The organism is Streptomyces sp. GS7 (assembly GCF_009834125.1).
Classification (GTDB): Bacteria; Actinomycetota; Actinomycetes; order Streptomycetales; family Streptomycetaceae; genus Streptomyces.
Map to the genome: position 1 here is coordinate 3,330,664 of NZ_CP047146.1, position 19,640 is coordinate 3,350,303.

19 protein-coding genes and 1 pseudogene are annotated in these 19,640 nt (G+C 71.9%); 10 read left to right on the plus strand and 10 right to left on the minus strand.

The features are described from left to right. Positions 1-27: 27 nt before the first annotated feature. Positions 28-510, minus strand: coding sequence for a nuclear transport factor 2 family protein (locus GR130_RS14480; protein WP_159505111.1), 483 nt, complete (start codon positions 508-510; stop codon positions 28-30). 60 nt (positions 511-570) lie between these two features. Beyond that, a complete protein-coding gene (locus GR130_RS14485) occupies positions 571-2,559 on the minus strand; it encodes an ABC transporter ATP-binding protein (RefSeq protein WP_159505112.1) in 1,989 nt (662 codons plus the stop codon). A gap of 370 nt (positions 2,560-2,929) precedes the next feature. Here GR130_RS14485 and GR130_RS14490 point away from each other — a divergent pair, with 370 nt between their 5' ends. Next, on the plus strand, positions 2,930-3,121 hold the full coding sequence (locus GR130_RS14490; RefSeq protein ID WP_159505113.1) for a hypothetical protein: 192 nt from the start codon (positions 2,930-2,932) through the stop codon (positions 3,119-3,121). 74 nt (positions 3,122-3,195) lie between these two features. Here GR130_RS14490 and GR130_RS14495 read toward each other — a convergent pair whose 3' ends face one another. Then, on the minus strand, positions 3,196-4,878 hold the full coding sequence (locus GR130_RS14495) for a sensor histidine kinase (RefSeq protein WP_159505114.1): 1,683 nt from the start codon (positions 4,876-4,878) through the stop codon (positions 3,196-3,198). Between the two features lie 503 nt (positions 4,879-5,381). Here GR130_RS14495 and GR130_RS14500 point away from each other — a divergent pair. Together GR130_RS14500 and GR130_RS14505 are read left to right on the plus strand one after the other, a co-directional pair. Then, positions 5,382-5,624 (plus strand): hypothetical protein, encoded by a 243-nt coding sequence (locus GR130_RS14500; protein WP_159505115.1) that lies wholly within the window; start codon positions 5,382-5,384, stop codon positions 5,622-5,624. A gap of 235 nt (positions 5,625-5,859) precedes the next feature. Continuing rightward, a complete protein-coding gene (locus GR130_RS14505) occupies positions 5,860-6,147 on the plus strand; it encodes a hypothetical protein (RefSeq protein WP_201304883.1) in 288 nt (95 codons plus the stop codon). Positions 6,148-6,575: 428 nt separating this feature from the next. Here the strand turns inward: GR130_RS14505 and GR130_RS14510 are convergent, their stop codons facing one another. The 4 genes and pseudogenes from GR130_RS14510 to GR130_RS14525 all read right to left on the minus strand — a co-directional run bounded on the left by GR130_RS14510 (position 6,576) and on the right by GR130_RS14525 (position 10,561). Continuing rightward, positions 6,576-7,115: a hypothetical protein gene (locus GR130_RS14510; RefSeq protein WP_159505116.1), complete on the minus strand. Its 540-nt coding sequence runs from the start codon at positions 7,113-7,115 to the stop codon at positions 6,576-6,578. Positions 7,116-8,185: 1,070 nt separating this feature from the next. Further along, positions 8,186-8,435: pseudogene (locus tag GR130_RS14515) on the minus strand (glutathione peroxidase); the annotation flags it as partial. Between the two features lie 8 nt (positions 8,436-8,443). Beyond that, positions 8,444-8,749 (minus strand): hypothetical protein, encoded by a 306-nt coding sequence (locus tag GR130_RS14520; RefSeq protein WP_159505117.1) that lies wholly within the window; start codon positions 8,747-8,749, stop codon positions 8,444-8,446. A 174-nt stretch (positions 8,750-8,923) separates the two neighbouring features. After that, complete coding sequence (locus GR130_RS14525; RefSeq protein ID WP_159509972.1) at positions 8,924-10,561, minus strand: FAD-dependent oxidoreductase; 1,638 nt, start codon at positions 10,559-10,561, stop codon at positions 8,924-8,926. 270 nt (positions 10,562-10,831) lie between these two features. Here GR130_RS14525 and GR130_RS14530 point away from each other — a divergent pair, with 270 nt between their 5' ends. From GR130_RS14530 to GR130_RS14560, 7 genes are all read left to right on the plus strand, one after another. Continuing rightward, positions 10,832-11,950 carry a SchA/CurD-like domain-containing protein gene (locus GR130_RS14530; protein WP_159505118.1) on the plus strand — a complete coding sequence of 373 codons (1,119 nt, stop codon included), beginning with the start codon at positions 10,832-10,834 and terminating at the stop codon, positions 11,948-11,950. Positions 11,951-12,024: 74 nt separating this feature from the next. Further along, positions 12,025-12,459, plus strand: coding sequence for a cupin domain-containing protein (locus tag GR130_RS14535; protein ID WP_159505119.1), 435 nt, complete (start codon positions 12,025-12,027; stop codon positions 12,457-12,459). Beyond that, positions 12,456-13,724 (plus strand): beta-ketoacyl-[acyl-carrier-protein] synthase family protein, encoded by a 1,269-nt coding sequence (locus tag GR130_RS14540; RefSeq protein WP_159505120.1) that lies wholly within the window; start codon positions 12,456-12,458, stop codon positions 13,722-13,724. Before GR130_RS14535 ends, GR130_RS14540 begins: the two co-directional genes overlap by 4 nt. Beyond that, positions 13,721-14,971, plus strand: a complete 1,251-nt coding sequence (locus GR130_RS14545) for a beta-ketoacyl synthase N-terminal-like domain-containing protein (protein ID WP_159505121.1) — start codon at positions 13,721-13,723, stop codon at positions 14,969-14,971. The genes GR130_RS14540 and GR130_RS14545 overlap by 4 nt, the downstream gene beginning before the upstream one ends. A 13-nt stretch (positions 14,972-14,984) precedes the next feature. Further along, the gene (locus GR130_RS14550) at positions 14,985-15,248 is read left to right on the plus strand and encodes an acyl carrier protein (RefSeq protein WP_159505122.1); all 264 of its coding nucleotides are present in this window, start codon (positions 14,985-14,987) and stop codon (positions 15,246-15,248) included. 1 nt (position 15,249) lies between these two features. After that, entirely contained in the window at positions 15,250-15,726 is a 477-nt protein-coding gene (locus tag GR130_RS14555) for an SRPBCC family protein (protein ID WP_159505123.1), read from the plus strand. A gap of 56 nt (positions 15,727-15,782) precedes the next feature. Beyond that, on the plus strand, positions 15,783-16,115 hold the full coding sequence (locus GR130_RS14560) for a TcmI family type II polyketide cyclase (protein WP_159505124.1): 333 nt from the start codon (positions 15,783-15,785) through the stop codon (positions 16,113-16,115). Between the two features lie 84 nt (positions 16,116-16,199). Here the strand turns inward: GR130_RS14560 and GR130_RS14565 are convergent, their stop codons facing one another. The 3 genes from GR130_RS14565 to GR130_RS14575 all read right to left on the minus strand — a co-directional run bounded on the left by GR130_RS14565 (position 16,200) and on the right by GR130_RS14575 (position 19,563). After that, positions 16,200-17,228, minus strand: coding sequence for a methyltransferase (locus GR130_RS14565; protein WP_159505125.1), 1,029 nt, complete (start codon positions 17,226-17,228; stop codon positions 16,200-16,202). 7 nt (positions 17,229-17,235) lie between these two features. After that, positions 17,236-18,342: a right-handed parallel beta-helix repeat-containing protein gene (locus GR130_RS14570; protein ID WP_159509973.1), complete on the minus strand. Its 1,107-nt coding sequence runs from the start codon at positions 18,340-18,342 to the stop codon at positions 17,236-17,238. A 393-nt stretch (positions 18,343-18,735) separates the two neighbouring features. After that, entirely contained in the window at positions 18,736-19,563 is an 828-nt protein-coding gene (locus GR130_RS14575; RefSeq protein ID WP_159505126.1) for a TetR/AcrR family transcriptional regulator, read from the minus strand. Positions 19,564-19,640: the final 77 nt, after the last annotated feature.

The following is a 19,640-nucleotide window of genomic DNA, read 5'->3' on the forward strand; positions in this document are numbered from 1 at the left end:
ACCTCTCGCCGTGATGTGCGCTCACCGTCAAGCGTGGTCAGGCGTCAGCACCTCCCGCCACTTCTCGTGCACCACGACGCCGGTCAGCCGCCAGCCATCGGGGGTGCGGCGGGCCGTGAAGTGGTAGCGGCCCCCGCAGGTGTAGTCGGGGGAGGCCGGGCCCGCGGCGTCCGGGTCGGGTTCGGCCAGCCGCATCGGGTTGAGGTAGTCGGCCTGGACGGTGGCGGTGTCGGCGGGGGCGCCGTCCCGCGAGGCGAAGGCGATGCGGCGGTTGACGATCAGGTGCTGCCGTATGGCGAAGAGGCGCAACATCTGGGCGAGCCAGACCGCGACCTCCTCCACGGTGCCTTCGATGCCGCCCGCCGAGCGGTAGTCGGCCCGGCCGTCCCGGCTGAACAGGGCCAGGTAGCCCGGCCAGTCGCCGTCGTCCACGGTGGTGGCGTAACCGGTGACCAGGTCGTCGATCGCGAGGCGGTCCATGACGGTCGAGTGTTCCGCGCGCTGCGTCATCGCCTCAGTTTTCGGCATGCGGAGGCCCCCGCCAAGGGGCGGGGGCCATCCGGTGCGCCGTCAGTTGACCAGCGGTGCCCCGGTGACCAGGTCCGGACCGGCTTCCGGCGCGGTGTCCACCGGGGAGTCGACGGCCTGAGGGGAGTCGACGGCCCCCGGGGAGCCGGCCGGGCTCGCCGCGCCGGCCTCCGCGGCGGCGAACTGCGTGCGGTACAGCTCCGCGTACCGCCCGTCCTGCGCCAGCAGCGTCTCGTGGGTGCCCCGCTCGACGATCCGGCCGCCCTCGACGACCAGGATCAGGTCGGCGGCCCGTACGGTCGACAGCCGGTGGGCGATCACCAGCGCGGTCCGCCCGTCGAGCGCCTCGGTCAGCGCCTCCTGGACGGCCGCCTCGGAGGTGTTGTCCAGGTGGGCGGTCGCCTCGTCCAGGATCACCACCCGCGGGTGGGCGAGCAGCAGCCGGGCGATGGTCAGGCGCTGCCGTTCGCCGCCGGAGAGGCGGTAGCCGCGCTCGCCGACGACGGTGTCCAGGCCGTCGGGCAGCGAGGCGATCAGCGCGTCCAGGCGGGCGCGGCGCAGCGCGTCCCACAGCTCGTCGTCGGCCGCCTCCGGCTTGGCCAGCAGCAGGTTCTGCCGGATGGATTCGTGGAAGAGGTGGCCGTCCTGGGTGACCATGCCGAGGGCGTCGCGCAGCGAGGCGGCGGTCAGCTCGCGGACGTCCTCGCCGGCCAGCCGGACGGCCCCGGAGTCGGTGTCGTACAGCCGCGGCAGCAGCTGGGCGATGGTCGACTTGCCGGCGCCCGAGGAGCCGACCAGGGCGACCATCTGGCCGGGCTCGGCGCGGAACGAGATGCCGTGCAGGACCTCTTCGCCGCCCCGGGTGTCGAGGGTGGCGACCTCCTCCAGGGAGGCCAGCGAGACCTTGTCCGCGGAGGGGTAGCCGAAGCGGACGGAGTCGAACTCCACCGACACCGGGCCCTCGGGCACGTCGCGGGCGTCCGGCTTCTCGGTGATCAGCGGCTTGAGGTCCAGCACCTCGAAGACCCGCTCGAAGCTGACCAGCGCGCTCATCACCTCGATGTGCGCGCCGGAGAGCGCGGTCAGCGGGGCGTAGAGCCGGGTGAGCAGCAGCGCCAGCGAGACGATCGAGCCGGCCGCCAGCTGCCCGCGCAGCGCCAGGAACCCTCCCAGGCCGTAGACCACGGCCAGGGCAAGTGCGGAGACCAGGGTGAGCGCGGTGACGAAGTACGTCTGCACCATCGCCGAGCGGACGCCGATGTCGCGCACCCGCCGGGCTCGGGCGGCGAATTCGGCGGACTCGCGGGACGGTCGGCCCATCAGCTTGACCAGGGTGGCGCCCGGCGCGGAGAACCGCTCGGTCATCTGGGTGCCCATCGCGGCGTTGTGGTCGGCGCCCTCCCGCCGCAGATCCGCCAGCCGCCGGCCGACCCTGCGGGCGGGCAGTACGAACACCGGCAGCAGCACCAGCGCGATCAGCGTGATCTGCCAGGACAGGCTGAGCATCACCGCGAGGGTGAGCAGCAGCGTCACGATGTTGCTGACGACCCCGGAGAGGGTGTCGCTGAACGCCCGCTGGGCGCCGATCACATCGTTGTTGAGCCGGCTGACCAGCGCCCCGGTGCGGGTCCGGGTGAAGAACGCGATCGGCATCCGCTGGACGTGGTCGTAGACCGTGGTCCGCAGGTCCAGGATCAGCCCCTCACCGATGCTCGCCGACAGCCAGCGGGTCAGCAGCCCCAGGCCCGCCTCGGCGAGCGCGATGGCCGCGATCAGCCCGGAGAGCCCCAGGACCAGACCGGCCGAGCGGCTCCCGACGATCGCGTCCACCACCCGCCCGGCGAGCAGCGGGGTGGCCACCGCGAGCGTCGCGGTGACCGTGCTGAGCACCAGGAACCAGCCGAGCTTGCGGCGGTGCGGGCGGGCGAAGGCCGTGATACGGCGCAGCGTCCCGCGGGAGAAGCGGCGCCTGCCCTGCTGTGCGGTCATCGTGCTGTGCAGCGAATGCCAGGCGGTGACTTCCATGTCCATCGCGGGCCTCCTGATTGCCGGGGTCGTCACGGGATCGCCGTGCGTGACCGGCGACAAGAAAGAACCTAGAACCTAAACCAATCTTGAGGTCAAGGAATTCCGGATCGATCACCCCTGAGGGCGCCCTGCCACCCCCTCACTACGATGACCGCCGTGCCACACGGGGGCGACCGCGGCGGCACCGCGGACCCCGGCGGAACGACGGCGGCCGGAGCCGCGACGCTGTTGCTGCCACCGCACCCGACCGTCTCCGCCCCCGCCACCGAACTCCGCGACGCCTACGCGCCGCGCCGCCCGGTCTTCGCCAAGTCGCCCCACGACAAGGGCATCCGGGCCATGGCCTACGCCGACGGCACCCGGCTGCCCGCCCTTGCCCTCCGCGATCGTCGCCGACATCGGCCGCACGGACGGCCGTTGGGCGGTCGACGAGGCCAACGCGGCCCGGGCGAGCGGCCGTTGCATCGCGCATCGGCAGACGGCGCTGGACACCGTACTGCGGGCGGCGGGCCCGCGCGCGGCCGTGGTGGCCCGGGATCTGCTGTTCGTGCGCCGCACCGCGTAGGACGGCGAGCGCCGCCGCGGACCGCGGGCCACTGCCCACCGAGCCCCAAGGGGCGCGGGGCTGAACAGCCGTGCCTACAGCGGCTGTTCCCACACCACCGGCTCACCGGCACCGCCCCCGCGCGCCACCGTCAGCCGTACGCCCTCGCGGCCGTCGGCCAGCGCGACGGTGGCGTCCACCACGACCCGGGCCGGCGCCGCCGACCCGGCCTCCTCAGGTCTCTCGGCCCGTTCCGCCACCCCGGCCAGCGCCTCGCGCAGCGCCCTCACCAGGGCCCGTCCGGTCTCCTCGCCGACCCTGGCGTCCACCGGTCCCACGAACTGCACGGACGGCCGGCCGCCAAGCGCCCCGGTGGCCGCGCGGGCCTCCCGCAGCACACGGGTGCGGAGCCCCGATGGTGCCTCCGGCGGCCCTTGCTGGAGCGCGAAGATCGCGGTGCGGATCTCCTGGATCGTCGCGTCCAGCTCGTCGACGGCCTGGCCGACGCTCTCCCGGACCTCGGGGACGACGGCCCGCCGCTGGGCGCTCTCCAGCATCATGCCGGTGGCGAACAGCCGCTGGATGACCAGGTCGTGCAGATCGCGCGCTATCCGGTCGCGGTCCTCGTAGACCGCGAGCCGTCGCCGGTCGCGGTGGCGGTCGGCGAGCACGAGGGCGAGCGCGGCCTGGGCCGCGAACTGGGTGCCCAGGGTCCGCTCCGAATGCGTGAAGCGCCGGCCGTCGGACATCCGGCACAGCGCCAGCGCGCCCAGCACCCGCCCGTTGCTGCGCAGCGGCAGCAGCATCGTCGGGCCGTAGTGGCGGGACAGCGGGGAGATCGAGCGGGGGTCGCCGGCGAAGTCGTCGGAGAAGACCGCGAGTCCGGCGTGTATCTGGTGCAGGACCGGGCTCTCCGGCGGGATCGTGCCGCCGAACGCCTCGGTCCGGACGGCTTCCGACAGCACCGTGGAGATCGCCACGACCTCCATCCCGCCGTCGGGGTGCGGCAGCAGCACCGCCCCGGTCGCCGCCTCGGCGAGCTCCCGGCCCTTCTCGGCGACGACGGTGAGCGCGTGCTCCGTCGTGGAGTGGGTCTCGGGACCGGCCAGCAGCGCCGTGGTGAGCGACGCGGCGCCGTCGATCCAGCGCCGGCGCTGCCGGGCGGCGGCGTGCATCCGGGCGTTGCCCATGGCGATACCGGCCTCGGTGGCCAGCACCCGCGCCAGATGGAAGTCCACCTCGCTGAACTCCCCGTCGTCCGGCTTCCCGGCCAGATAGAGATTGCCGAACAGCTCGCCCTGCACCTGGATCGGGACGCCGAGGAACGAGCGGATCGGCGGATGCCCCTCGGGGAGCGTTCCGCAGGCGCGCGGATCGTTGCGGACGTCGGTGATCCGGACCGCCTCCGCGCCGTGCAGCAGCGCGCCGATGATCCCGCTGTGGCCGTCCGGGAGGCGTCCGATCCGCTGCGCCTCCTCGGGGGAGATGCCGTGGGTGACGAGATCGCGCAGCCCGTCGCCCTCCTCGTTGAGGACGCCCACGGCGGCATAGCGGGCGCCCGTGAGCGAGGCGGCGGTCTCCGCGATCCGGTCCAGCGCGTGGTGGACGTCCAGGTCGGAGCCGACGGTGACCATCGCCTCCAGCAGCTGCGGAAGCCGGGAGATCGGGCCGCCGGCCAGATCGCGCAGGCTCCGTGCGGTGCGCTCCGCGAGATCCGCCGCCGACGCGGATTCGTCGTGCGCGGCGGCGGGCTCGGGGTGCTCTGCGGGCTGCGGCATTCGTTCGGCTTCTGGTCGGACGCATCGGGCTCGTTCGAACAGTCTAGTTCGAGCCGGAAGAACGGCATTCGTACCGTTACGGTGCGGCAGCTTCCGACGACCCGGGCCGGCGCAGCCGGATGGCGTTGCCCGAGGCCGGCGGCGTGCCGTAGGCACGCGGGGCGCGACGATCGCGGCGCTCGGGCGCAGCGGCCCGGCGACCGGCGGCCGGCGGCCGGGACGGGCCGGCCCGCCGCCGTGGATCGGGCCGCCGGGAGCGCGGCCTCGATGGCCGCCGCCAGCTCGTCGGCCACCAGCTCGTCGGCCGCCGGCTCCGTGCGCGGCCGGAAGCGGCCGGCGATCTCGCCCGTGTGGTCGATGACGAACTTCTCGGGTTTCCTCTCCCATGAACACACCCCATGACCTGGGATGACGTAGCCAGCCCGGGGAGCGAGAGGCCCCGACCGCCATGTGCCGCGGGGGCTTCGGGGGCTGGAGGCCAGAGGCGCGCATACCTTCACACCATGGACTTCGACATCACCGCCGAGGAGGAAGCGCTCGTCATGCACGTGGCCGCTCTCCTCCGGGCCGGCCGCTCTCCCACCGACGACGACCTGGCGGAAGAGCTGGGAGACGAGGTCCGTCCGCCGCTGCAGTCGCTTCTGGAGAAGGGGTGGCTCGTCGTTGACGAGGAGCGGGAACTGACCCTGTCGGTGATCGCGCGGGCTGCGGTGTCCAGCCGGAGGGATGCCGAGGGGCCGCAGTAGCTCTGTGCGTCTGCGGATTCCGGGTTCACGCTGTTCCGAGCCGCATCCTCTGCGGCGCGCACGGACACCCCACAAGGGTCACCGAACCGCGACATGCGGAACCCCGATGCCCGGACACGTACGCCATCTGACCCTTGTCGTCCGGCAGTCGGAGGCCGAGAATTGCCTTCCGCTGCAATGAATCTGACAGCTACTCATGACGGGGGAAACGGAATTGGGGACCAGGAAACGTACTGTGAATTCGGTGATTGGTGTGGCGCTTGGTATGGCGGCACTGGCGGGTTGCGGTGGCCTCGACGGCAAGATCGGAAACTACGACAAGGTCGCTGTCTGGCCGAGCGCAAATCCAGTAGGGCAACAACCGACCACTGAACTCACCACGTTGGCGCCGGTGACAGTCGAGTGCTACACCGGCGGGATGTACAAGATCTCCTACGATGGCGGTTCAGGCTATGTCGACGCGCACACCTCCATCATGAGTGACAAGGGTGAGGTGTCTCCCAGCATGGTTTCCGGGTGCTGATCCATGCCGTTGCCTGCCAGCCCCTCCTTCACATCGGGACGGGGCCAGGGGGTGTCCGGTGGGGTGCCATCTGGCCCGCCCCCTTCTTTTCGCGGTGTCGACGATTCAGCGGAGAACCTCCGACACAAGGCTCACGGCTGACCGGCCCCAGCGGACCCGCCCTCTTACTCCCCTCATGACAGATGCGTCCTGCTCGCGGCGGTAGGCCGTGAGCAGGACGCGATCGTTGTGGAGGGCGATGTACCAGTGGGCGGCGGTGGCTTGCCAGTCCGCCACGAGTAGTCCGACGACGGCGACCGGAGCGGCGATGCCGGGAAGGGCCGGCGGCTCCGTTCGATGGCGTCGAGGCGGTTGCCGAGGTCGGCGAGTTGCCCGGCCGGCGGCCTTTCCTTCCGACTGCGGGTCGAGCGGACTCTCGCGACCTGGTCCTAAGAGGCCGTAAGGGTCTCCGTCCGGACCGTGTAGCGGAGACCGGGTCCAGGCGCCACACCCCGCTGTTCCCCGCCATCCGTGCGTACCGGCGTCGCCCCGCCTTGTGCGCTTTCCGCGCCTTCCTTGCCTTCCTTGCCTCCGTTGCCTTCTCGGCCCTCTGAGCCTCCGCCCTTGTGTGCGTCGCCTCCCCTGTCTCCGTTGCTCTCTCTGCCCTCCGAACCTCCACCCTTGCCTTCGTCGCCGCCCTTGCTTCCCTTGAAGGCGACGCTGTTGACGCAGCTCATGGACGAGCCCACCCTGGTGCTCTGCCCACCTGGGGTGCCCTCACCGCCGATCGCGTTGCCCGCCAGGCCGTTGGCGATCCCGACCTCGCCGAGAGCGTCGACATCCGCGTCGTTCGACCGACACGAGTTTCGCTGTTTGACGTCGAAATCGGTGCCGCCGCTCCCGCTGGCGGCGTAGGCGATGCCGGCGCCGAGGAAGCCGAAGCTGCCGAGTGCGACGGTCACGACGGCGGTCTTCTGAAGCTTGCGCATTTCTTCTCCGGTGGTCGAAGGATACAAACCGTGATATAGCGACTTCGTACAGTCATAGGAGGCTAATGCGAAATATGCCGCAGCCACTTAGCGACGCGCCGCGTCCTTGGCCGTCACCGACGCGTGGCCGACGGGGAGCCGCGCTGCACACCGAGCAGGTCAGGGCATCGACTTGCCGCGACAGGCGCGGACACTCCGCCCCAACGCCCTGTCCGGAGCCGGCGAAAGCGCCGGCCGGGATGCAGCGGAAGCCTCATGTCTCGGAGGTCCCGAGCGCAGGCTGACCGGGAGCACAGCATCGAATGGCGTCATCTGCTGCCGCGTACTCGCCAATTGAGATGGCCTCTTCCTGCTCCTCCGTGCCCTTCAGCGGGCGGTGGTGGCCTGCCGGATGGTCATGCGCCATCCCCTGGTACGAGGAGACGTCGATGCCTCCAACGGTCTGTGGTGTGTGCCTTCCTGGCATGAGAAAACGCCCGGCGCAGCGGCGCGCGGGCGTGGTGGGTGATGAGTTCCTTGGCGCTAAGCGCCATGAGGCATGCACGGTCGCCTGTTCGGCTGAAGCTCCAGCGCACGCGGCATGGACCTTGGGTGCTCGGTCAAGGCAGGTCTCGGTAAAACACCGATCGCGAATTCAAGGAGGAACTATGTGCGTCCGTAACGTTATTGCCGCAATGGCGATCGCTGGTGCCGCTGTTCTCGGCGTTGTCGGTTCGGCCAGTGCTGTTGAAGGTGCGCGCGCGGGTACCAGTCAGACCGTGAAGCCGAGCAATCTGCGTCCTGCGGATGACGGAGGGGACGTGAATGTTCCGGGTTTTGGCCCCATGCACGGGACCATCATCCAAACGGTGGATAGCAACGGCTAGATTCCTGGATCCGCCCTGGAATGCTTCTTGCCGGGTGGGCGAGGGCGATGTGGCCGGGGTCGGGAAAGGCCGGCCCGGTAGCAGGTCTGGCCCTCGGCCATGCCGGACGGCTTCGGCGTGGCAGGCAGTGTCGTGAGGGTGGTTGGGCTGGTCTGGCGTCAGCGAGGTGAACCGTTTACGTCAGCCGCCCGTGCGCCGGGGGCCGTCGAGGTTCCACTGCGCCGCGCCCAACGCCCCTTCGGCGTCCGGTGTGCCGGTCGGTTCGGCGTACCGCGGGTGGGTGTTGCCACTTGCCGTTGACGTCGGTCTTCTCGACCAGCGGGAAGCCGACGCCGTACGTCGTCGAGCAGAAGGCGGCGATCTCCTCGGCGGTGCCCGGCTCCTGGCCCGCGAACGGGTTGCCGGGGAAGCCCGGCACGTTGAAACCGCGGCCCGCCAAGCACTGTTGGAGCCGCCCCGGGCTCACCGGTCAGGGTGCGCGGCGGAATGTCGCACGGACACATGGTCGGGTTCCTGGGTGCGGTTCCGCGGGTAGGGGCGGTCGTCGTCGCTCCCCACGGCGGTGCCTGGCCGGGACTTCCCCGGATCGTCGATCGGCCAGGAGACGACCGGCCGCAGTGCGCCGGCCCGCCACTCCCTGAGGAGCTGGTCGAAGATCGGCGTGTCCCCCTCGGCGGGGCGCCGGGGGACCGGTGGCGGCAGCCGGGGTGGCTGGTGCGGGAGGGAGATACGGGGAAAGGGGTGGCCCGAGGGCTTCTTGACGTCCATGTCCGGACTCAACACCAAATCGCCCTGCGAGTTGCGGGACCGGGCCGGTGCCGGCGTGAGATGCCCCTGGGCCGGTGACGGTCAGAAGATACGTTCCAGGGCCGGCGGGACGCCCGTGTCCGTCCCGCCGGCCCCGTCCTCCTGAGTCGCCTCACGCGGCCTGTGCCGACCGGGTCACTCCCGGCACAGCAGGCCGCCCAGCACCTCCCGGAGCGCCCCTTCCGGATCGGCCACCCGGCCCTCCGCGCGCCAGGCCACGAACCCGTCGGGGCGCACCAGCACCGCGCCCTCCGGCGCCGTCCCGTGGACCTCGGCCCAGTCGGCGCCGTCCTCCGGGGCCAGGTCGGCGTCCGGGCCGTCGCCGATGCGGTGGTGGTCCAGGCGCGCCGACCAGTGCCGGGCGGCGCTCTCGGCGGCGGCGCGCCACACCGCACCGTCCTCGGGGCCGGTGAGCAGGATGAAGGACCGCTCGTAGAGGTCCAGGGTGGAGCGGCGTTCGCCGGCGCCGTGCAGCCACATGTGGGGGGCGCGGGTGCCGGGCTCGCCCGTCAGGCGCATCTGCTCGGGGACGACCGGCAGATCGGGGTCGGCGCCGATCACCGCGCCCTGCGGATAGCAGTAGCCGAGGGCGACGGTGAGCACCCCGCGCTGCCGGCCGCCGCCGGCGTTCGGGGCCGCCGCGTAGCCGGGGTGGCTGTGCTCGGCGGACCGGGCCGAGGCGCGGGCGCTGGTCGCCCGGGCCACCGGCTGCCGCTCCGCCTCGTACGTGTCGAGCAGCCCGGGAGCCGCGGCGCCCTCCAGTACGGCGGCGAGCTTCCAGGCGAGGTTGTGCGCGTCCTGGATGCCGGTGTTGGAGCCGAACGCCCCGGTCGGGGACATCTCGTGGGCCGAGTCGCCGGCCAGGAAGATCCGGCCGGCCCCGTACCGCTCCGCCACCCGCTCCGCCGCGTGCCAGGGCGCCTTGCCGGTGATCTCAACCGCCATACCGGGTACGCCGGTTGCCCGCCGGATGTGGTCGACGCACCGCTCGTCGGTGAAGTCCTCCAGGGTTTCGCCGCGGTCGGGGTGCCAGGGGGCGTGGAAGACCCAGTGCTCGCGGTTGTCCACCGGCAGCAGGGCGCCGTCGGCTTCCGGGTTGGTCAGATAGCAGGCGATGAAGCGGCGGTCGCCGACCGCGTCCGCCAGCTCGGGGGCCCGGAAGGTGATGCTGACGTTGTGGAAGAGGTCGCCGGGGCCGGTCTGGCCGATGCCGAGGCGCTCCCGTACGGGGCTGCGCGGGCCGTCGGCGGCGATCAGGTAGTCCGCGCGCAGGGTGGCGTGCTCACCGGTGTCGCGGTTCTTGACGACCGCGGTCACCCCGTCCGGGTCCTGGTCGCAGGACATGAGCTCGGTGGCGAACCGCAGATCGCCGCCGAGTTCGCGGGCACAGCGGACCAGCACCGGCTCCAGGTCGTTCTGGCTGCACAGGCACCAGCCGGCCGGGCTGAACCGGGCCAGCCCGCCGCCCGGGTCGATCTCCCGGAACAGCCACTCCTGGTCGTCGCCGGTCAGCGAAGGGGTCTGAAGGATCCCGTGGTTGTCGGACAGGACCGAGGCGGCCTCGCGGATCCGCCGTTCGGCGCCGGCCACCCGGAACAGTTCCATGGTGCGGACGTTGTTCCCCCGGCCGCGCGGATGCCGGGAGGTGTCCGCGTGCTTCTCGACCAGCGTGTGGGCGATGCCCAGGCGTCCCAGGAACAGTGAGGCGGACAGTCCCACCAGGGACCCGCCGACGATGAGGACCGGGACCCGGTGCTCGGCCTTGGGGTTCATTGCGTGCTCCAGCTCCATCGGGGCGTACGGCAGATGGAGCACGAATGCCCGCCCTGCGGGCTGTTCGATCACGGTTCACCTGCATGGCTCACAGATCTCGCGCCGACCGTGGGTCTTGGCCACGATCGAACACGGACAGCCCCCGCGACACGCCGGGCCGGCGGTCCGCCCATCCGGCTCAGTCGCCCGGATCGCACCGGTCCCCCGGATTGCACCGGAACTGACGACGCACCACAGGGGTCTTCGGGCCCCAGAGGAGATGCGTAGACGATGACAACGCTGTCGGAACGAATATCGCAGTCCGCCTTCGACGGTTCCCGACTCCGGGTCGTCCTTCTGCTGGATCTGCAGGAAGGTGCCCAGCAGCGCTTCCTCGAAGCCTACGAGCAGCTCCGCAACCAGGTGGCGTCCGTCCCCGGGCACCTCACCGACCAGCTGTGCCAGTCCATCGAGAACCCCTCCCAGTGGCTGATCACCAGCGAATGGGAGAGCGCACCTCCTTTCCTGGCCTGGGTCAACAGCGAGGAGCACGTCAAGATGGTCCAGCCGCTGCACGGCTGCGTCCGCGACACCCGTTCCCTGCGCTTCAGCGTTCTGCGCGAGACCTCGAACATCGCCGGACTCGTCCCCGAGCCGCCCAAGGGCCGGCTCCAGGTCGCCCCCCGCGTCGGTGACGGGGTGGTCCGGCACGCCCTGACCTTCACCGTGAAGCCGGGCAGCGAGCCGATGGTCGCCGAGATCCTCGCCGGGTACACCTCCCCGGAGTCCCGGGTCGACGACACCACCCGGCTGCGCCGCACCTCCCTCTTCATGCACGGCAACCGCGTCGTACGGGCCATCGAGGTGCAGGGCGACCTGGTCGCCGCGCTGCGCCACGTCTCCCGGCAGCCCGAGGTCCGCGCGGTCGAGGAGGCCCTCAACCCGTACCTGGAGCAGGACCGGGACCTCGAAGACCCCGACTCCGCCCGGGTGTTCTTCACCCGCGCCGCGCTGCCCGCGGTGCACCACGTGGCGGCCGTCGGCCACGAGCGCGAGCGGGTGCGGCGGCACGCGCTGCTCTACCCGGCCAAGCAGGGCTGCGGTATGCCGCTGGCCAAGATGCTGGCCCGTCAGGACGAGGAGGCCGCCGACGACCCGGCGTGCCCCGTCCACGGCAGCACCGTCTTCCAGCGCGACGACATCGTCGTCCGGCTCGTCGACCTGCGGGTCCCCATCGAGAGCGACCCCGTGCTGTCCCTCGGCGCGCGCGGTCCCCGCAAGGTCGCCGTGCTGCGCCGGCTGCTCGACACCGATGTGGCCGGCGGCCTGTCCGACGACCGCGAACTCGCGCACTTCCTGGCGCGCGCCGACATGGACCTCATCACCGACCGCTGGGCACCGGGCGCCTGACGGCGTCCGCCCGTCCGCCCGTCGCGGGCGCACCATCCCCATCCGCCGGCACCACGCCCCTGGAGGAATCAGCCATGACCACGTACCGCCCACGCATCGTGGACCTCAGCGAGACCCAGCCCAACCGCCGGCGCGGAGGTGATCTGCGCGCCATGCTGACACCCAGCGCGGTGGGCGCCACGAGCGGCTTCATGGGCATGGCTCTCGTGCAGCCCGGCGAGCGCATCGGCGAGCACTACCACCCGTACTCCGAGGAGTTCGTGTACGTCGTCCAGGGCTCGCTGGAGGTCGACCTCGACGGCGAGCCGCACCCGCTGCGCACGGACCAGGGGCTGCTGATCCCGCCGTACATGCGGCACCGCTTCCGCAACGTCGGGGACGTGGAGGCCCGGATGGTCTTCCACCTCGGCCCGCTGGCGCCGCGCCCCGAACTCGGGCACGTGGACACCGAGGGCACCGAAGAGGGATCGGCCGCGGCCCCACCGGAACGGACGGAGCCGGTGTCATGATCCGCCGCGTGGCGGTCACCGGCATCGGCGTCGTCGCCCCGGGCGGCGTGGGGGTCCCCGCGTTCTGGGACCTGCTGTCCACCGGGCGTACGGCCACCCGCGGCATCACCCTCTTCGACCCCGCCGGGTTCCGCTCGCGGATCGCCGCCGAGTGCGACTTCGATCCCGCGCGGCACGGGCTGAGCGAGGAGCAGGTGAGCCGTTCGGACCGGTACATCCAGTTCGCGCTGGTCGCCGCGGAGGAAGCGATGCGCGAGGCCGGGCTGGACACCGCGAAGGAGGACCCCTGGCGGATCGGGGTCTCCCTGGGCACCGCGGTCGGCGGCACCACGCGCCTGGAGCACGACTATGTCGCGGTCAGCGAGTCCGGCCGCCGCTGGGACGTGGACCCGCGCCCCGCCGGGCCGTATCTGCACCGGGCGTTCTCGCCCAGTTCGCTGGCCTCGGCGGTGGCGGAGCAGATCGGCGCGCACGGCCCGGTGCAGACCGTCTCGACGGGCTGCACCTCCGGCCTCGACGCGATCGGGTACGCCTTCCACTCCATCGAGGAGGGCCGGGTCGACGTCTGCGTCGCCGGTGCGTCGGACTCGCCGATCTCCCCGATCACCGTGGCCTGCTTCGACGCCATCAAGGCGACCTCCGCCAACAACGACGACCCCGCCCACGCCTCCCGGCCGTTCGACGCCCGGCGCGACGGATTCGTCATGGGGGAGGGCGGCGCCGTCCTCGTCCTGGAGGAGCTGGAGCACGCCCGCGCCCGCGGCGCGACCGTCCACTGCGAGATACGGGGGTACGCCACCTTCGGCAACGCCTACCACATGACCGGCCTGACCGAGGAAGGTCTGGAGATGGCCGAGGCGATCAACCGCTCGCTGGCCCATGCGCGGCTCGACCACACCCAGGTCGACTACGTCAACGCGCACGGCTCGGGCACCCAGCAGAACGACCGCCACGAGACCGCCGCGGTCAAGAAGTCGCTGGGCGACCACGCCTACAAGGTGCCGATGAGCTCGATCAAGTCGATGGTGGGGCATTCGCTGGGCGCGATCGGGGCGATCGAGGTCGTCGCCTGCGTCCTGGCCCTGACCCACCAGGTGGTGCCGCCGACGGCCAACTACGAGACCCCGGACCCCGAGTGCGACCTCGACTACGTACCGAAGACGGCGCGCGAACTGCCGCTGCGGTCGGTGCTGTCGGTGGGCAGCGGGTTCGGCGGGTTCCAGTCAGCGGTGGTCCTGACCCGACCGGGTGGGAGGGCGAGATGATCTCCCCGCACGTACGTCGTTCCGTCGTCACCGGCATCGGTGTCATCGCCCCCAACGGGCCGAACACCGAAGCCTTCTGGAAGGCCACCCAGGAGGGCATCAGCGTCCTGGACACCGTCACCCGCGAAGGGTGCGAGGACCTGCCCCTCAAGGTCGCCGGCGAGGTGCGCGGCTTCGACGCGGGCGAGCTGATCGAGGAGCGCTTCCTCGTCCAGACCGACCGGTTCACGCACTTCGCGATGGCCGCGGCCAACCTTGCGCTGGAGGACGCGCTGCTGGGCCGGGCCGACTACAACCGCTCGCCGTTCGCGGTGGGGGTGGTGACCGCGGCCGGCTCCGGCGGCGGTGAGTTCGGCCAGCGGGAACTGCAGCACCTGTGGGGCCAGGGCTCGCGCCATGTCGGCCCGTACCAGTCCATCGCCTGGTTCTACGCGGCGAGCACCGGGCAGATCTCGATCCGGGGCGGCTTCAAGGGGCCGTGCGGAGTGGTGGCCAGCGACGAGGCGGGCGGACTGGACGCGCTGGCGCATGCCTCCCGCACCATCCGCCGCGGCACCTCCGCCGTGGTGGTGGGCGCCGCCGAGGCGCCGCTCGCCCCGTACTCGGTCGTCTGCCAGCTCGGGTACGAGGACCTGAGCCGGTCCGACGACCCGATCCGCGCCTACCGCCCGTTCACCACCGGCGCCTGCGGATTCGTGCCCGCCGAGGGCGGCGCGATGCTGGTCGTCGAGGAGCAGGCGGCGGCCGAGGAGCGGGGCGCCCGGGCCCGGGCGTTCCTGGCCGGGCATGCCGCGACCTTCACCGGCGCCGCCCTGTGGGAGGAGTCCCGCGAGGGGCTGTCCCGGGCCATCGAGGGCGCGTTGGAGGAGGCGCGGTGCGCTCCCGAGGAGATCGACGTCGTGTTCGCGGACGCGCTCGGCGTGGCCTCGGCCGACCGTGCCGAGGCGCTGGCGCTCGCCGACGCCCTGGGCGGGTACGCGGCACGGGTCCCGGTGACGGCGCCCAAGACCGGCTTCGGCCGGGCGTACTGCGGCGCTCCCGTCCTGGACATCGCCGCAGCGGTGCTCTCGATGGAGTGCAGTGTCGTGCCGCCGACCCCCAACGTCGTCGACGTCTGCCATGACCTCGACGTGGTGACCGGGAAGCCCCGCTCCGCCGATCTTCGGACGGCGCTGGTGCTGAGCCGGGGACTGATGGGCTCCAACGCGGCGATGGTGCTGCGCCGGGGCGACAAGTCCCCCTCGTGAGAAGGAGATTCCCATGACCGATCGACTGACTCTCGACGAGCTGGCCGGGTTGATGAAGTCGACCGCCGGGCTGACCGTCGACCCTCAGGACATGGCGAGTCGGCCCGACGCGACCTTCGCCGAGTTCGGCCTGGACTCGCTGGGGATGCTCGGCATCGTGGGCGAACTGGAGAACCGGTTCGGCCGGCCGCTGCCCGACAACTCCGAGCGCGCCAGGACCCCGCGCGCCTTCCTCGACCTCGTCAACACCGACACGGTACCTACGACAGGAGCATGACATGCCTGGCCACACCGAGAACGACATCACCATCGCGGCCCCCCTCGACCTCGTCTGGGACATGACCAACGACCTGGAGAACTGGCCCCACCTGTTCAGCGAGTACGCCTCGGTCGAGGTGCTGGAGCGGGACGGCGACCGGACCACCTTCCGGCTGACCATGCACCCCGACGAGAACGGCACGGTCTGGAGCTGGGTCTCGGAGCGGGTGGTCGACCGCGCGTCGTTCACCGTCCGCGCCCGCCGCGTCGAGACCGGCCCCTTCGCGCACATGGACATCCACTGGAAGTACACGGAGATCCCGGGCGGCACGTCCCTGCACTGGACCCAGGACTTCGCCATGAAGCCCGAGGCCCCGATCGACGACAAGGGCATGACCGAGCACATCAACCGCAACTCCCGGATCCAGATGGAGCTCATCCGGGACCGGATCGAGCAGCGGGACCGCGAACTCCGCTCCGCCGCCCCGGTCAACTGACGGCCCGCCAGGCCGCGTTCGCACCGCCGGCAGGCGGCAACGAAGGGATCCTCCCGATGCACCACGCTCTGATCGTCGCCCGGATGAAGCCCGGCTCGGCCCAGGACATCGCCGAGGTCTTCGTGGCCTCGGACCGTACCGAGCTTCCCCACCTCGTGGGTGTCAACCGGCGGTCGCTCTTCCAGTTCGGCGACGTCTACCTGCACCTCATCGAATCCGACCGGCCGCCCGGCCCGGAGATCGCCAAGGTGCACGACCACCCCGAGTTCCGCGGCATCAGCGAGCGGCTGTCCGCGTACGTCAGCGCGTACGACCCGGAGACCTGGCGCAGCCCCAAGGACGCGATGGCCCGGGAGTTCTACCGCTGGGAGCGCGACGGCGCCCGCTGACGGCGGCCCGGACCCGACCGGCGCCCTCCCCGCCACCGGGGGAGTGCGCCGGTCGTGCCGTGCGGGCCGCGGTATCACGCACCGTCACTCGGGCACGGTGCACTCGAAGGCGTGCAGATACGGGTTCACGACCAGGATGTCGTGGACCAGCAGCCCGGCCTCCGCCATGTGGCTGACCAGGCTCTCCTTGGAGTGCTTGGCGCCGCCGACGTTCAGGAGCAGCAGCAGGTCCATGGCGGTGGTGAACTTCATCGAGGGGCTGTCGTCGACGAGGTTCTCGATGATCACCACCCGGGCGCCGGGCCGGGCCGCCTCGACGACCTTGCGCAGCGTCCTGCGGGTGCTCTCGTCGTCCCATTCCAGGATGTTCTTGATGATGTAGAGATCGGCCTGTACGGGGATGTCCTCACGGCAGTCTCCGGGCACGATCCGCGCCCGGCCGGCCAGCGGTCCGCCCTCCCGCAGCCGGGGGTCGGCGTTCGCCACGACCTTGGGCAGATCGAGCAGGGCGCCGTGCAGCGTCTCGTACTTCTCCAGCAGGCCGGCCAGCACATGGCCCTGGCCGCCGCCGATGTCCGCCACCGACGACACCCCGGTGAGATCGAGGAGCCCGACGATGTCCCGCGCCGACTGCCTGCTGGAGGTGGTCATCGCCCGGTCGAAGACCTGGGCGGAGTCCCGGGCGTCCTGGTGCAGGTAGTCGAAGAACCCCTTGCCGTACAGGTCGTCGAAGACGCTGCGGCCGGAGCGCACCGCCTCGTCCAGCCGGGGCCAGGCCGCCCAGGTCCAGGGCTCGGTGCACCACAGGGAGATGTGGCGCAGGCTGTTCGGTGCGTCGTCGCGCAGCAGCCGCGACATCTCGGTGTGGGCGAACTCCCCGTCCGCGGTCTCCTCGAAGATCCCGTAGCAGGCCAGCGCTCGCAACAGGCGGCGCAGCGCGCGCGGTTCGGTGTCCACCGCGGCGGCCAGCTCCGCCACACCGGCGGGCCGGTCCTCCAGCGCGTCGGCCACGCCGAGCCGGGCCGCCGCCCGTACGGCCGCCGCGCACGCGGCTCCGAAGACGAGTTCCCGCAGCCGCATGGCCGGCTGGGGAGTGGGGCTTACCGTGGTCATTCCGCCTCTATTCTCCCGTTGATGGTGACGCGTCCGCCGAGCACAGGCCGGCCGGCCGGGACGTGCGGCAGATGTTGCGGACGAATCGGTTCCCCCGGCCTTCCGGGTCCCTGTTGACCAGATCCGCCGGAGAGTTGCGCAGCACCACGTTGTGGCGGACGAGATTGCGCTCGTTGAGGGCGTTGACGAAGCTGTGGAAGAGCACGATGCCGCCCGAGAGCGGGGAGGCGCCGACGTTGCCCCGGACGAGATTGCGCTCGACGAGTGCTTCCTCGACGCCCGTCAGGACGATGCCGGCGCCCTTGACGGCCGGCATGCGCTTGGTCGCGGGGCAGGACTTGTTGTTCCGGGACACCTCGTTGTGCGCGACGGTCAGCGCCCCGGCCCGGGGGCGGTTCTCGTCGCCGACGACGAACATCCCGGCGCAGTTGCCGATCAGGGTGTTGTCGCCGGCCAGCAGGTTCCGCAGGCGCCGGACGGTGAGGCCGATCCGGTTGCCGGTGAGGTGGTTGCCGGTGACCAGCGTGCCGCGGGAGTCGATGGCCCCGACGTGCTCGTCGGCGGAGTTCGCCAGGAAGATTCCCGCATCGCCGTTCCCCGCCGCGTCGTTGTCCTGCACCGCGCTGTGCACCGACTTCTCCAGCCCGATCCCCCACCGGCCGTTGTGCCGGGCGACCACGTCGTGGACCCGCAGCCCCTCGGTCCCCGAGGCCCACATGCCGTTGCGCCGGAAGCCCTTGACGGTCAGCGAGCGCACCTGGACGTCCCGGAGGGGAATGCCCGCGGCGCCGATGACGCAGATGCCGTCTCCGTTCTGCCCGCAGGCGTTGGCGGCCCGCGTCCCGCCGGGTTCGATCACCGTCCCGTCGTCCACCCCGCGCAGCGTCAGATGCGACGTGGTGATCAGGACGCTCTCCCGGTAGACGCCGGGCAGGACGACGACCGTGTCGCCCGGGCGGGCCGCGTCCACCGCCCGCTGGATCGACTCGCCGGGATGGACGACGATCCGCCCGTCGGCGCGGTGCGGGGCGGCCTGGGCCGGCGGAGCGGCCATCGGCCATCCGGCCAGGACCGCTGCGACGCAGCCCAGGGAGACCGTCTGCCGTCGCGTCATCTGTCGTAGCGCCATGAGGCGAAGCTATGGGCGATCACCCCCGCCCGCCACATGTGCTAACCCGTTGACGGCAGCGGGTGCGGCGGTCGGCCTTCCGGCCGCGCGCCGGCCGGTGGCCCGGCCTCCCCGGGCCCGTGCGCGGCGGCCGGCTCGGGACCGGCCCCCGGCTCGGGACCGGCCCCCGGCTCGGGACCGGCCCCCGGGGCGGGACCGGCCCCCGGGGCGGGGCCGGGATCGGACGGGGTGTCAGCCGGGCCGTCGGGCAGTGCCTCCGCCGTCAGCGCCACGAGGCCGGCCGGCAGGAACCACGGGAGGGGGTGGGGAACGGTCACGGATGCCCAACGCCGCACCGCCGTACGACGACACCGGCCGCCGCCCGTCCCGCCGGCTTCCTCACTCCGACGGCCCCCGGGCCGGCGCCGCGCCGGACCGGGCCACCGACGCCTCGACGCCGTCCAGGACGACCGCGAGCCCGACCTCGAAGGTCCGCTTCGCCTCGCGCTCCAGATACGGCGTGCCGTCCGCCGGCGGTGCCGCGCCCTCGGTCTCCAGGCGGACCAGCAGCGGGAAGCGCTCCGCGAAGTCGGGGGCCACCTCGGTCAGCATGCCGGAGCGGGCCTGCCACCAGTCCTCGTCCGGCACGCCCGTGGCGGTCGCGGCCAGCCGGGACTCGGCGACGGTCTGTGCGGCGCCGCGGACGAAGTGGAACAGCACGCCGACGACGCGGCGCAGTACGGCGGAGTCCAGCCCGGTGGCGTACAGCACCCGCAGCAGGGACTCCAGCGCGCCGTATTCGTTGGGGCCGAGGACGGGCCGGGCCTGGGAGACCTGGAGCACCCACGGGTGGCGCAGGTAGAACTCCCAGGTGTCCGCCGCCCAGGAAGCCGCCGCGGCCCGCCAGCCCGCCGAAAGGTCGTAGCCGGTGGGGAGTTCGGCCAGCGCCCGGTCGTACATCAGGTCCACCAGCTCGTTCTTGCCGGGGACGTAGGTGTACAGCGCCATGGCCGTACGGCCCAGCCGCTCGCCGACCGTGCGCATGGACAGGGCCGCCATTCCGTCCGCGTCGGCCACCGCGATGCCCGCGTCGACGATCGCGTCGACGCTCAGCGCCGGTTTGGGCCCGCGGGGCGTACGCGTCCTCGCGGTCCGCTCGGGGGCGTCGGCGCGCCACAGCAGCGACAGCGAACGGCGGGCGTCGCCCTGGCCCGCGAATACCACCACTTGCAACTCCTTAGGGCGTAAAGTAATGTCGCCAGTCGAACTCTTTACGCCGTAAAGATATCATCCGCGCGTTCCCG